Below are 12,969 nucleotides of genomic sequence, written 5' to 3'. Positions count from 1 at the left end.
TGGTTCTCCACCCCGCCCGGCCAAACCCGCCGGTAGGTCCAATTGCATAGGGAACAACACACGGGTCGGCTGCGCGTCACAGACCGTTCGAGAAAAATATTCAGCCGATTAACCTATGTTGTGGCTGCCTCGCCTGAAAACCCTAAACGTTCGAGACAACGCGGAACCGGTTCAACGGCGCGACCGTTTATCGAAACGCCAATATTTGGACAAAGAAGGCAAAGTGACGACCATGACTCGCGCCCTGGCGAGCCGCGCCCTCGAACCGACTCCATTGTGGCTCAAATTGAGCAGCTATCTCATCCTGTCGGATGAGGAAAAGATGTATCTTGCCGAATTGGAAAGGACGACCGACCGCGTGCCGCCACGCACCGATCTTCTCCAACAAGGCGAAAGGTATCGCGACGTCCGCATCATGCGGGACGGCTGGGCGATCCGCCACAAAGCCTTGCCGGACGGACGGCGCCAGGTCGTCAATTTCGTCCTGCCCGGCGACATCATCGGCATGTATTGCACCCTGTTCGAATCGGCCGACCACAGCGTCACCACCCTGACCCCGGTCGAGGTGGCGAGCTTCCCGCCGGAGCGGATCGGCGAGCTGTTCCGGTCCTTCCCGCGCCTTGCCGCCGCCCTCGCCTGGTCCGGCGCGCGGGAGGAGGCCATCGTCGCCGAGCGGCTGCTCAGCCTGGGGCGCCGGACCGCGCTGGAGCGCACCGCCCATCTGATCGTCGAGCTTCTGCGCCGCCTCAGCATCGTCAACATGGTGACCGACGGGCATTTCGTGCTGCCGGTGACGCAGGAGATCCTGGCCGACGCGCTGGGTCTCAGCATCGTCCACATCAACCGCACCCTGCGGCGGCTGCGCGACAGCGGCCTGATCGAGCTGAACGGCCAGCGGATCACCGTCAACGACGTGCGCCAGCTCGCCTCCGTCGGCCAGTTCGACGAGCTGTACCTCCACCTGATCCGCGCGCCCCGCCGCCTGGAACGCGCCTTCTCCGGCACCCACCACCACAACGGCGCCAAGATGGACGGCGAAATCCGCCCGAAGGCGTGACGAGAGTCCGGTGCGGTGTGAGGTGGGGGGCCGGCGCCTTCCACCCCCCGAAATTCCCCCGCCACCCCCTGGCCCTGCCTGCGACCACGCGCCATCATCCCCGTCGACCAACAGCCACGACCGACAGCCAATGAAAGGCCCGACGCGATGAAACAGGTGATGTTCGTGGAACTCGGCATGGGGGTGGATCTGCATGGCCAGGACGTGACCAAGGCCGCCGTCCGCGCCGTGCGCAACGCCATAGAGCGCAACTCCATGCCCGGCATGCGCACCCTGGTCGACGGCGACACCAGCAAAATGCAGGTGCGCGTCCACCTCGCCGTGCCGGCCGATGCCGACCGGCTGGACCACGAGGCGGTGAAGGCCGTCTTCCCCTATGGCGCCGTCAGCATCCACGTCACCACCGGCGGCATGCTGGCGCCGAGTGGCATCTTCCTCGCCGACAAGAACGACCGCAACGAGCAGATCTATGTCGTCAACGCGGCGGTGGAGGTCGGGGTCTGAACCGGCGCCGTCAGCCGCGGCTGTTGCGCATTCCGGCAACGACGCTCACGTCCGTACGGCGGCTCAGGTCGCGGTAGGCGTCGCTCTCGGCCCCATAGGCGGCGACCCGGCCGTCGCCGTCATGGTGCAGGCCCCAGCCATACTGCTTGACCAGCGGCGATGCCCGCAGGCAAGCCTGCGGCTTGCCGAAGAGCCGGTCGCGCGCCGCCTCGCGTTCTTCCGGCAGAATGCCGTTGCGGATCATGTGGACCTCCAGCAGCAGTTCGTCGCTGGTCATCGCATAGGGCCGTTCCAACAGCAGCGAGAGCTGCAGCGCGCCGATCGTACCGGCTTTGGACGGAACGGTGCCGGTCTTTGCCTTGCAGTCGGCCGCGGCGGTGATGAAGGTGTTGACGTAGTTCGTTGACATCCCGGCACCCCAAATGCCCCCAGGCAGCCCCCCAAGCGACGGTGCTGTCGGGACAATATAGACGGTGCGGATGCCGGTTGCAGCCCTGCCGCCGCGCATCCGCGCGGGCGACGGGCTGAACCGCCGGCAGTGTGCCGCGAGCGGCCGCACCCGTTCCGGCCATGGGTAATTTCATTCAATACCCGCCCCCGCCCGATCCACGACAGTCCCCCGGCCTGACCGTCATCCAACAAAGGGAAAGCCGGACGTGACACGCTGTGCCTTCATCATCGACCGCGCCCTGCCGCCTGGGCTGATCGCCAACACCGCCGCCGCCCTGTCGATGACGCTGGGGAAGCTGCGGCCCGAACTGGTCGGCTGCGACCTTCAGGATGCCGACGGCATCGGCCATCCCGGCATCACCACCATCGTGATGCCGATCCTGGTGTCCGATGCCGAGGGCTTGCGCGCGCTGCGCCGGAGCGCGGCGGAACGGGAAGCCGACGGGCTGGGTGTGATCGGCATGACCGATGTCGCCCAGCGCGCCAAGAGCTACGACGACTACCGCCAGCGCCTTGCCACCACCAGGCAGGAGGGGTTGCGCTATCTCGGCCTCTGCCTGCACGGCCCAGCGGCGCTGGTGCGCTCGCTGACCGGTTCGCTGCCGCTGCTGAAATAGGACGGCGGCGATGGTGATGCTTTACCTGTCGATGGCCGGCTTCGCGCTGGCCGCATCGATTTCCCCCGGCCCGGTCAATGTGGTGGCGCTGTCCAGCGGAGCCTCCCACGGTCTGCGCGCCACCCTGCGCCATGTCGCCGGTGCCACCCTGGGATTCGTCCTGCTGCTGGTGTTGGCCGGGCTCGGCCTGGCGGAGCTGTTGCGCGGCTGGCCCGCCGCCGCCACGCTCACCCGTTGGGCGGGCGTGGCCTTTCTGCTGTGGTTGGGCTGGAAGCTGTGGAGAAGCGACGGCGGGATCGCCGACGGCGAACCGCCCCCGGCACCCTCGGTGCTTCAGGGCGCCGCCATGCAGTGGCTGAACCCGAAGGCCTGGGTCGCGGCGCTGGCCGGGGTCGGCGCCTATGCCGGGGACGATTCTGCCCGGCTCTGGATCTTCGCCGGGCTGTATTTCGTCATCTGTTATCTGTCGGTCGGCTGCTGGGCCTATGCCGGCGCCCGGTTGCGCCATCTGCTGGCGGATGGGCGGCGGATGCGGCTGTTCAACCGTGCCATGGCCGCCCTGCTCGTGGCGAGCGCCGCCCATATCGGCATCGCCGCCTGATCGCCACGCCCGCCTTCGTGGCGGCCTTTCACTCCCGCCGCATGTACTGGCCGGGGGTGGCGGCGACATGCCGTTTGAAGGCGCGCTGGAAATGGGCCTGATCGGCGAAACCGGCATCCAGCGCGACCTCCACGATCGACCGGCCGCGTTGCAGCTCCCGACGGCCGAACTGGATGCGGCGGTTGATCTGGTAGGCATGTGGGGTCAGCCCATAGCGGGCCTTGAAGGACCGCACCAGATAGGACGGCGACAAGCCCGACACCGCGGCAATCTCGGCCAACCGCAGCGGCTGGGTGCAATGGGCGGAGATGAAATCGGCGGCCCGGTCCAGCGCCGCATGCTCGCCGCCGGGCCGGCCCTCCCCATGCCGACCGGACGATACACCGCCCAGCGCCTGCCTCAGCGCGATGAAGAAGGACCGGACTGCCGCCTCTTTCTCCGCGCTGTCGGGGAGCGGATCGAACAACAGGCCAAACAGCCGGCCCAGCCTGTCCGCCAGTTCCGGATCGCGGCTCAAATGCGGCGTGTGGGGCCGGAATGCCGCCTCCCCCTCCAGCGCCGCCAGCCACGCGGCATCGGCATACAGCATGCGATAGGACCAGGGCTGGCCGTTCAGCGGGTTACAGACATGCGCCTCGTCCGGGTTCATCAGAACGACCGTGCCGACAGCGATCCGGTGGCCGTCGGCGCCGATGCGGAAGTCGCTGACACCACCGGTCACCAACCCGATGGAAAAGGTCGGGTGGCTGTGCCAGCCATAGCTGACCTCCTGCCCATCCTCAATGCTCCGCGCCTCAAGATGCGGAAGCGCGGTGTCCCGCCAGAAACGGTGACGATTCCTCGATGCGCGCGCCATGTCCGCCCTGTCCTGCGCCGGTATATCCCGGAACCGATCTTATGACGGGAGGCTCACGACTGCCATCCTTCAGCCCCTCCCGTCGCGCATCTTCGCCGGCGACGCGCCGAACCAGCGGCGGAAGGCGCGGCTGAAGGCGCTGACCTCCGAATAGCCGAGCAGGGCGCCGATGTCGGCGATGGGGACGTGGCGCTGGCGGATATAGACCGCCGCCAGATCGCGCCGCACCCCCTCCACCAGATCGGAGAAGCTCAGCCCCTCGTCGGCCAGCCGGCGTTGCAGGGTCCAGCGGGCGATGCCCAGCCGGTCGGCGATGTCCTCGACATAGGGCGGACCTTCCGGCAGCCGCGCCCGCACCTCCGCCTTCACGCGGTCGAGCAGCGGCGGCGTGCCGGTGCCGCGGGCGATGTCGATCAGCGTGCCGCACAGCCCGGTCAGCCGCGCCATGTCGCCGCCGGGCATGCGGCGGTCGAGATGGCGGTCGCGCAGCAGGATGGCGTTGGTGCGCTGGCCGAAATGGGCAGGCGCGTCGAACAGCGCCTGATGCTGGCGCCAGGCCTCCGGCTTGGGATGCTCGAAATGCACCTCCTCCGGCATCCAGTCCGGGCCCAGGCAGGCGCGCACCACATTGGCGAACATGCCCATGGTCAGTTCGGCATCCTGCCGCCGCTCGACGATCTGGCCGTCGAGGATGCGGTATTCCAGCCGCAGCAGTTCGCCCTCGCGGACGAAGCGCGTCTCGGTCGCCTGCTGGTGGAAGGGAAACAGCCGGGCCAGATGGTCCAGCGCGGCCCCCAGCGTCGGCGCGGCCAGCGCGATGGAGCCGATCAGCCCCAGCATCTCCGGCTGGAACTGCCGGCCGTAGAGCAGGCCGAAATTGTCGTTGCCGGTCTCCGCCGCCGCCACCTCCATCATCGCCACATAGGCGCGGAGGTCGAGCGCCACCGTCGGCTGGCCCAGCGCCCGCTCCTCCACGCCGGCGCGGTGGAACACCCGGTCGGGACAGCCGCCCTGCGCGGCGATGAAGTTCGACACCCCGGACGCGGCGGCGGCCAGAATGTTGTGTTGCACAGAACCTGTGCGCCGGTCGCCGGATCGGTCGCCAGTCTGCCCAATAGTCGGTCGGTGCGGCGTCATGACACAGCCCCTCACAGCCGTTTTGCCGCAGCGCAGCAAACATCATGCCGGACTTCAGGCTGCCAGAGACTGTTCGTGTAGGAAATTGTACGATGGAGCTATGAATGGGTGTGGACTGACGATGCCCCCTCCCTAACCCTCCCTCTCTCTCAGCGGACCTACGGTCCGCCTGTCGCGTCAGCACAAAGCGAGGCTTTGTGCGAGAGCTTCGAGGGAGAGGGAACTGCCGCCGCACTGCATACTTACCCTCTACCGCCGAAGGCGGGGGAGGGAGGGACCCGCTCGCAAGAGCGGGAGGGAGGGGGCATCCCGCAATACCTCATACAGGCCCCCTCAAACCGCCGCCGTCATTCCCCCACCGGTCTCCCGATGGCAGTGCCGCAGCCGGAAGGCGGTCACCAGCGCCAGCACCCCGAAGGCGATCAGGTACGCCGCCACCCCCCAGGCGAGCGCCAGCAGCCCCAGTGCCGGCAGCACCCACATGCTGAGCCCGAACAGGATCGACAGCACGCCGGCCACGCCCCAGGCCCATTTCCCATGGGTGCGGTCCATCCGCCACGCCCCCATCACCTCGGCAAAGCCGGTGATGACCGACCATGCCGCGATCAGGAACACCAGCGCGAACAGGCTGGCGGCCGGCCACAGGGCGGCAACGATGCCGGCGATCAGGCTGACCACACCCTCCAGGATGAAAGGCAGCGACCGTTCATGATGACGGGAGGCACGGATGCCCGCCAGAATCGCGAAGACGCCGTCCAGCAGCAGATAGGCGGCGAAGGTCAGCGCCAGCGTCGCCACCGTCACGCCCGGCATCAGCAGGGCCAGCACTCCCAGCAAGATCGCCGCCGCTCCGCGCAGGGCCAGAGCCCACCAGTTGCGCGCCAGCGCCCTGTTCATGCTGTGCAGGCGGCCCGCCGGCTCGATCTCTGACCGGCCGGTTCCAGTCTGATGTGCCTGATCGGTGGACATGGAACGCCTCCTGTTGCCGGTCCCGCGACATGACAACAGGAGGTGAAGGGCTTTGTTGCCAGAGCTTTATTTCCCGTTCGCGGCGGGGCCGATCAGTTGCCGCGGCCGAAATCCGATCCGCGCTGCGGCTCCTTGAAATAGAACATGTCGCGGTCGAAGGTGACGTCGGTGCGCGGGTTCAGCAGCGCCACCTCGGTGGTCATGCCCTGGGCGTCCAGCACCCGCCATTTGCGCAGTTGGAACGGATGATCCTCGAACACGAGGGTCAGGGTGCCCTTGCCGGGGTCCTTGGTCTCCAGCAGGCTGACCTCGATCACGCCGGGGGCCTGGAACACGTCGGTGACGGTGACGTCGCCCGCCAGGCGGATGTTCTTGCGCAGGATGAAGTCGGCGAGCGTCGAGCCGATGGGGGCGCTCGACTGCTGGCGCATCTCGCCGTCCCAATAGAAGACGAAGCTGCCGTCGGCAACGATGAAGTCCTTCAGCGGCCGGTCATATTCCAGCCGCATCCGGCCGGGCCGCCACAGATAGAAGGTGCCGGTCGCCTGCCGCCCGTTGGGCGCCACCTGCAGGAACTTCGACTGCAGGGTGGTGATGCCGTTCAGATACTCCTCCACCTTGGCGACGACCGCCTGATCCTGCGCCGACAGCGAGACCGGGGTGGCCGGCGCGGCAGCGGCGGGCGAGGCGAACAGGGCCGGCAGCGGAGCCAAAAGAGCGGCGGACAGCAGGGCGCCGGTCAGCAGAGAGCGGGAAAGGCGGCGAAGCACGATCTTCATCCTTGGTCGGAGTGGCCCGAACAGCTTGACCGGGCGATGAGGCGGACATAAGGCGTTCGTCCCCCGCTGCCAAGGCGCACCAATGGCGGGACCACCGAAGTAAAATCAGGCGGGAAGCGTCAAAGCGGCTGTCCCTTGATCATCCGCGGCAGGTCGCCGACCACGCCCATCGCGTGCTTCATGAAGAAGCGCTTGACCGGCGGCAGCCGGTTGATCACCGCCATGCCCAGGTCGCGCGCCAGCTTCACCGGCGGGATGTTGTTGGAGAACAGATGGACCAGCCCGTCGCACACCGCCGCCAATAGCACCGTGTCGAAGCGGCGCCAGCGCTGGAAGCGGGCCAGCACCTCCGGCCCGCCGACATCGAGGCCGAGGCGATAGGCGTCGACCACCACCTCCGCCAGCGCGGCGACGTCGCGCATGCCGAGATTCAACCCCTGCCCGGCGATCGGGTGGATGGCGTGCGCCGCCTCCCCCACCAGCGCCAGCCGGTCGGCGATGAAGCGGTCGGCCAGCAGAACCGACAGCGGCCAGGCCTCGCGCTTGGTCAGCAGCGTGATCTCGCCGAGATAGCCGCCGGAGCGGCGCTGCAGTTCGTCGACGAACTGGTCGTCGGGCAGCTTCAGATAGGTGTCGACCAGCGAGGTCTTCTCACTCCACACGATGGAACAGCGGTTGTCCGTCATCGGCAGGACGGCGAAGGGACCGTTGGGCAGGAAATGCTCCACCGCGACGCCCTTGTTCGGCTCGGTGTGGCGGATGGTGCAGATGATGGCGCTCTGGTCGTAGGACCAGCGCCGCACCTTGATCCCCGCGCTATCGCGCGCCATCGACCGCCGCCCGTCGGCGCCGACCAGCAGCCGGCCGCGCACCGTCCGCCCGTCGGCCAGACGCACCATCACGCCCGACCGCGTCCGCTCCACCGTCACCGCCTTGGCCGGCGCCAGATGGACAAGGCCCGGAAGCTCGGCGGCGCGGGTGAACAGGGCGCGGCGGATGTCCTTGTTGTCCAGGATCCAGCCGAAGGGCTGGTGCGTGCCCTCCATCGCAAGTTCGGTGTGGTCGTAATGGATGAACAGGGGCGAGAACTGGTCGGCGATGCGGATATCCAGCATCGGACCGGCCTGATCGGCCATGTGGTGCCACACCCCCGCCGCCTCCAGCACCATCTTGGAGGCATAGGAGATCGCGGTGGTGCGGATGTCGAAATCGCCGCCGCCCATGCGTTCGGGGCTGTCCTGGTCGATGCAGACCACCGGCACGCCGGCACTGGCCAGCGCCGCCGCCATGGTCAGCCCGGCCAGACCGCCGCCCAGCACCACGACCTCCGTGGTGATGTCGCCGCCCTGCGGCGGGACGGTCGCGTTGCCCGATTCGGTGCCCGGTACGGCCATGATGCTCGCTGCCCTCTCGCCTTCGATGCCTGTGGCGCGGTCGCCGGCTGGGCTTGAGCCTTATCCCCAGGCCTTGCCGGCGCCGCCGCGCGGTCAAACAATTGTCGCACGGGCGCGTCCTGTCCAGTGTCCTGTCCCGGACCGGTCGAGGCCGGCCACCGGACAGATTGTCGCTGGACGATTTTTAGGCAGATGCCGCCCTTTTGGGCGCCCATTCGACAGGCATATTCCCATTCTTTCAGCGCAATTCAACCGGCACGATTCTTGTAATCGTTGATTTTTGCGGTCGACGCGAACAGGCTTGGGCCATCGGCGGAAGGACGGTACGGTGACGGGCCGGACTGGAACCGCAACGGGGCGGCCACAGCCTTACACGCGGCCGGAACAACGCTTTAAGGGGAAGCCACATGAAACTGGTTATGGCCATCATCAAGCCGTTCAAGCTCGACGAAGTGCGCGAGGCGCTGACGTCGCTCGGGATCCAGGGCCTGACCGTCAGCGAGGTCAAGGGCTTCGGCCGCCAGAAGGGCCAGACGGAAATCTATCGTGGTGCCGAATATTCCGTGAGCTTCCTGCCCAAGGTGAAGGTCGAGGTCGCCGTGTCCGACGACCAGTACGAGCAGGTGGTGGAGGCGATCCAGAAGGCCGCCAACACCGGCCGCATCGGCGACGGCAAGATCTTCGTGCTGGAGATCGCCCAGGCTGTGCGCATCCGCACCGGCGAGACGAACTCCGAGGCGCTGTAAGGCTTCCGGCCTCAGACTGCCGGCCACGGCGGGTCCGCTCCTTCCGGCGGGAACGGACCCGATGGGCGCGCCTGTCGCGCGCCTTCTCGTTTTTCAGCCGCCTTCGTTCAGGTTGACCAACGCCTCCGCCGCCAGCGCACGGACATAATCGCGCAGATCGGCCGGCCAGACCGCCGTCAGCGCGTCGAACCGGGCGCGATCCGCAGCATAGAGCGCCCGCACCGCCTCCTCGTATCCCGGTCGGTCGCCGGCCAGTTCCAACATGACGCGATAGGCGGCCTCCTGCGCCCGGCGCACGCGGTCCTTCGCCTCGCTCCCTTTGCGCGCCTCGTCGACCAGCTTGCGCAGCGCCACCGACGCCCCGCCCGGCTGGGCGTTCAGCCATTCCCAATGGCGCGGCAGCAGCGTGACCTCCCGCGCCACCACCCCCAGCTTCGGCCGCCCCGGCCCGCGCGGCGGCGGAGAAAGACGCCACGCGACCTCCTCGTCGCTTCCCCGCAGATCGAGGTCGACCGCCTTGCCGGTGGCATCCTCGAACACCAGCACCGGCTGTCCATCCGGCTCCGCGGTCAGCGCCGCCCGCAACGCCCGGGCAACGCTCAACGCATCCCCGGCGGCAAGGCGACGCTCGCCCCGGAAAGCGGTGCAGAGGGTCTCGGCGGTGACAGGCATGATCGGGACTCCGGATGTGAGGCCGGCTTTATACCCGGATAAAATAGGCGCGTCAATATCACCCGGGTGAAACAGAGGGGCCCCCTCCTCCACCCCCCTGTGACCGTTCGGCCACCGGCCGCGCTCAGCCGCGATCAAAGGCTTTGTGAGCTTGTGCCCCCCGTGTCGCGCCGATAGGATCGGCCCTTCACGAGACGTGGCCGCCTCCCCGCGCCGGGGTGCGGCATCCGGGGTGCGAAGAGGGTTGCGGTCGCCATGGTCCTCACCGATTTCAGCGTCAACAGCGGTGCCGTCTTCACCGAGGCGATCGGCAACGACCGGCTCGACCTGCTGACCGACTACCCGTTCACCCGGCTGGCCAACCTGCTGGCGCCGATCACTCCGCGCGCCAACGTCGCCCCCATCCTGCTGACGGTGGGGGAGCCGCAGCACACCCCGCCCGCCATCATTGAGGAGACGCTTCGCGCCACGGCGTCGGGCTGGAACAAGTATCCGCCGGTCGGCGGCACGCCGGAGTTCCGCGCCGCCGTCGGCGACTGGCTGACCCGCCGCTACGACCTGCCGGCCGGTCTGTTGCATGCCGACAGCTCCGTCCTGCCGCTGTCCGGCACGCGGGAGGCGCTGTTTATGCTGGCGCTGCTGGCGGTCCCGACGCAGAAGGCCGGGCGGCAGCCGGCGGTGCTGATGCCGAACCCCTTCTACGCGCCCTATGAAGGGGCGGCGGTGATGGCGGGGGCGGAGCCGGTGTTCCTGTCGGCAACGCGCGAGACCGGCTTCCTGCCCGACCTCGACGCCCTGACGCCGGAGTTGCTGGAGCGCACCGCCCTCTTCTATCTCTGCACCCCCGCCAATCCGCAGGGCGCGGCGGCGACGCCGGCCTATCTCGCCAAGGCCATCGGGCTGGCGCGGCAGTACGGCTTCGTGCTGGCGGTCGACGAATGCTATGCCGAGATCTGGCTGGACACCCCGCCGGTCGGCGCGCTCCAGGTCGCCGCCTCCCTGCCCTACGTGGACGGCAAGCCCTGGGCCAACCTGCTGGTCTTCCATTCCCTGTCCAAGCGGTCGAGCGCCGCCGGCCTGCGTTCCGGCTTCGTCGCCGGCGACCCGGCGCTGATCGGCCGCTTCTCCCGCCTGCGCAGCTACGGCTGTGCCGGCATGCCGCTGCCGATCCTCGCCGCCAGTACCGCGCTGTGGCGCGACGAGGCGCATGTGGAGGAGAACCGCGCCGCATACCGCGCCAAGTTCGCGGCGGCGGAGGCGGAGTTGGGCGGCCGCTACGGCTATTACCGGCCGGCCGGCGGCTTCTTCCTGTGGCTGGAAGTCGGCAACGGCGAGGAGGCGGCGAAGCGGCTGTGGGCGGAGGGCGCCGTCCGCGTCCTGCCCGGCGCCTATCTGTCACGCAACAACCCCGGCGAGCCGAACCCCGGCGACGCCTTCATCCGCGTCGCCCTGGTGCAGGACACCGACACCGTCGCCCAGGCCTGCGCGTCCATCGTCCGCATTCTCGGCTGACCGGCTCCGGCCAGCCCCTTTTATCTTCGGTTTCTACAGCACGAGGTTCCCGCCCCATGGCCCGACCCGCCGGCCCCTCCTCCGCGCGCCCCCGGCCCAGCCTGGGACGGCCCGCCCCCAGCCCGCGCAAGGGGGCGCCCCGCGACGGCATGAAGGAACCGGGCAAGGACCGCATCCGCGCCGGCCGCGGCCGGCAGGAGAAGCCGCCCTTCTTCTCGCCCGCCATGCGCGCCTTCGTCGTTGCCCGCGCGCGCGAGGCGATGGGATTCGTGCTCGGCCTGTTCGGCCTGCTGCTGATGGTGCTGCTGGGCAGCTACGACCCGCATGATCCCTCGCTGAACTCGGTCCCCGCCAATGCGGAAAGCGCGCGCAACCTGTTCGGCACGCCCGGCGCCTATGCCGCCGACCTGCTGATCCAGTCGCTGGGCTGGGCCGCCTTCGTCATCGCGCTGGTGCCGATGTTCTGGGGCTGGCGCCTCGGCGCTCAGCGCAAGCTCGGCAACCCGCTGTTCCGCACCGTGCTGGCTCTGTGGGGCGTGTTCCTGGTGTCGATGGCGCTGGCCGGCCTGACCAACGCCTCCACCGATCCGCTCGCCCCGCTTCCCGGCGGCAGCGTCGGTCAGGTGCTGCTGCGCGGCGTCGGCAACCTGTTCGGGGCCGAGCCGATGGTGGCGACCGCCGCCGCCATCGGCGGCGGGCTGGTGCTGTTCCTGGCCGCCGGGCTGACCATCGGCGAATGGATCGCCAGCGTCCGCTCGCTCGGCCGCGGCACGGTGAACGGCCTGCGCATGATCCGCCAGGGTGCCCGCAACGGCGTCGATGTCCTGCGCCGCCACGGCCGCACTGCCGCACAGGCCGCCTCGGTCGCGGTGGACGACGCGTTGCGCGGCGAGGAGGCGGCGAAACGCAATCGCCCGCGCTTCGACGAGGCCGTCCAGGTGACCCCGCTGCCCCCGGCCGGCCTCGACGCCGGTCCGGTTCCCCTGTCCGCCGGCCCGGCTGCCGCCTCGAACGCAGCCGACAAGCCGGTCCGCGCCGTCCCGATCATTGCCCCGCCGAAATCCGCCGCATCGGAGCGCGAAGCCGCAAAGTCCGACCCGCGCCAGAGCCGCCTGCCGCTGGGCGAGGAGGACGGTCCGCCGGGCTACGAGCTGCCGCCGCTCGACTTGCTGCAGATGCCGCCCACCGGCATCCGCGGCGAACAGCTGGACGAGGCGGCGCTTCAGCGCAACGCCGGCCAGCTGGAAGGCGTGCTGGGCGATTTCGGCGTGCGCGGCGAGATCCAGAAGGTCCATCCCGGCCCGGTCGTCACCCTGTACGAACTGGAACCGGCCCCCGGCACCAAATCCTCTCGCGTTATCGGCCTTGCCGACGACATCGCCCGTTCGATGAGCGCCGTGTCGGTCCGCGTCGCCGTGGTGCCCGGCCGCAACGTCATCGGCGTCGAGCTGCCCAACGCTAAGCGCGAGACCGTGCTGCTGCGCGAGCTGATGGCGGCGGAAGGCTTCGACAAGCATGGCGGCAAGCTGGCGCTGGCGCTCGGCAAGGACATCGGCGGCCAGCCGGTGGTTGCCGACCTCGCCCGCTTCCCCCATCTGCTGGTCGCCGGCACCACCGGCTCGGGCAAGTCGGTGGCGATCAACACCATGATCCTGTCGCTGCTCTACCGGCTGCC

General features: G+C 68.9%; 14 protein-coding genes. 7 read left to right on the top strand and 7 right to left on the bottom strand.

Annotated features, from left to right (window positions below):
- Positions 1-232 precede the first annotated feature (232 nt).
- Positions 233-1,057 carry a Crp/Fnr family transcriptional regulator gene (locus tag TSO5_RS23565; RefSeq protein ID WP_247870931.1) on the top strand — a complete coding sequence of 275 codons (825 nt, stop codon included), beginning with the start codon at positions 233-235 and terminating at the stop codon, positions 1,055-1,057.
- Positions 1,058-1,204: 147 nt separating this feature from the next.
- Complete coding sequence (locus TSO5_RS23560) at positions 1,205-1,561, top strand: Lin0512 family protein (RefSeq protein ID WP_109153906.1); 357 nt, start codon at positions 1,205-1,207, stop codon at positions 1,559-1,561.
- Between the two features lie 10 nt (positions 1,562-1,571).
- Here TSO5_RS23560 and TSO5_RS23555 read toward each other — a convergent pair whose 3' ends face one another.
- Positions 1,572-1,970, bottom strand: coding sequence for a DUF6157 family protein (locus TSO5_RS23555; protein ID WP_109153905.1), 399 nt, complete (start codon positions 1,968-1,970; stop codon positions 1,572-1,574).
- Between the two features lie 247 nt (positions 1,971-2,217).
- Here TSO5_RS23555 and TSO5_RS23550 point away from each other — a divergent pair, with 247 nt between their 5' ends.
- Together TSO5_RS23550 and TSO5_RS23545 are read left to right on the top strand one after the other, a co-directional pair.
- Positions 2,218-2,628 (top strand): DUF2000 domain-containing protein, encoded by a 411-nt coding sequence (locus TSO5_RS23550; protein ID WP_109153904.1) that lies wholly within the window; start codon positions 2,218-2,220, stop codon positions 2,626-2,628.
- Positions 2,629-2,638: 10 nt separating this feature from the next.
- A complete protein-coding gene (locus TSO5_RS23545) occupies positions 2,639-3,229 on the top strand; it encodes a LysE family translocator (protein WP_199230991.1) in 591 nt (196 codons plus the stop codon).
- A gap of 28 nt (positions 3,230-3,257) precedes the next feature.
- Here TSO5_RS23545 and TSO5_RS23540 read toward each other — a convergent pair whose 3' ends face one another.
- From TSO5_RS23540 to TSO5_RS23520, 5 genes are all read right to left on the bottom strand, one after another.
- Entirely contained in the window at positions 3,258-4,085 is an 828-nt protein-coding gene (locus tag TSO5_RS23540; protein WP_109153903.1) for an AraC family transcriptional regulator, read from the bottom strand.
- A gap of 69 nt (positions 4,086-4,154) precedes the next feature.
- Positions 4,155-5,156, bottom strand: coding sequence for an AraC family transcriptional regulator (locus TSO5_RS23535; RefSeq protein ID WP_109153902.1), 1,002 nt, complete (start codon positions 5,154-5,156; stop codon positions 4,155-4,157).
- 399 nt (positions 5,157-5,555) lie between these two features.
- Positions 5,556-6,191 (bottom strand): HdeD family acid-resistance protein, encoded by a 636-nt coding sequence (locus TSO5_RS23530; RefSeq protein ID WP_247870926.1) that lies wholly within the window; start codon positions 6,189-6,191, stop codon positions 5,556-5,558.
- Positions 6,192-6,283: 92 nt separating this feature from the next.
- Positions 6,284-6,970, bottom strand: a complete 687-nt coding sequence (locus TSO5_RS23525) for an outer membrane lipoprotein carrier protein LolA (RefSeq protein WP_109153901.1) — start codon at positions 6,968-6,970, stop codon at positions 6,284-6,286.
- 119 nt (positions 6,971-7,089) lie between these two features.
- On the bottom strand, positions 7,090-8,364 hold the full coding sequence (locus tag TSO5_RS23520) for a UbiH/UbiF/VisC/COQ6 family ubiquinone biosynthesis hydroxylase (RefSeq protein ID WP_109153900.1): 1,275 nt from the start codon (positions 8,362-8,364) through the stop codon (positions 7,090-7,092).
- Positions 8,365-8,771: 407 nt separating this feature from the next.
- On the opposite strand from TSO5_RS23520, the gene glnK reads away from it, so the two are divergent.
- Positions 8,772-9,110 (top strand): P-II family nitrogen regulator, encoded by a 339-nt coding sequence (gene glnK, locus TSO5_RS23515; RefSeq protein ID WP_014189833.1) that lies wholly within the window; start codon positions 8,772-8,774, stop codon positions 9,108-9,110.
- A 93-nt stretch (positions 9,111-9,203) separates the two neighbouring features.
- Here the strand turns inward: glnK and TSO5_RS23510 are convergent, their stop codons facing one another.
- A complete protein-coding gene (locus TSO5_RS23510; protein WP_109153899.1) occupies positions 9,204-9,782 on the bottom strand; it encodes a DUF2239 family protein in 579 nt (192 codons plus the stop codon).
- Between the two features lie 255 nt (positions 9,783-10,037).
- Here TSO5_RS23510 and TSO5_RS23505 point away from each other — a divergent pair, with 255 nt between their 5' ends.
- The gene (locus TSO5_RS23505; RefSeq protein ID WP_109153898.1) at positions 10,038-11,294 is read left to right on the top strand and encodes an aminotransferase class I/II-fold pyridoxal phosphate-dependent enzyme; all 1,257 of its coding nucleotides are present in this window, start codon (positions 10,038-10,040) and stop codon (positions 11,292-11,294) included.
- A gap of 56 nt (positions 11,295-11,350) precedes the next feature.
- Positions 11,351-12,969, top strand: a 1,619-nt coding sequence (locus TSO5_RS23500) for a DNA translocase FtsK 4TM domain-containing protein (protein ID WP_247870925.1), incomplete at its 3' end; no start/stop codon positions are given.

This window comes from Azospirillum sp. TSO5, from assembly GCF_003116065.1.
In the GTDB taxonomy this organism is placed as follows: domain Bacteria; phylum Pseudomonadota; class Alphaproteobacteria; order Azospirillales; family Azospirillaceae; genus Azospirillum.
This window is presented reverse-complemented; position numbering and strand designations above follow the sequence as displayed.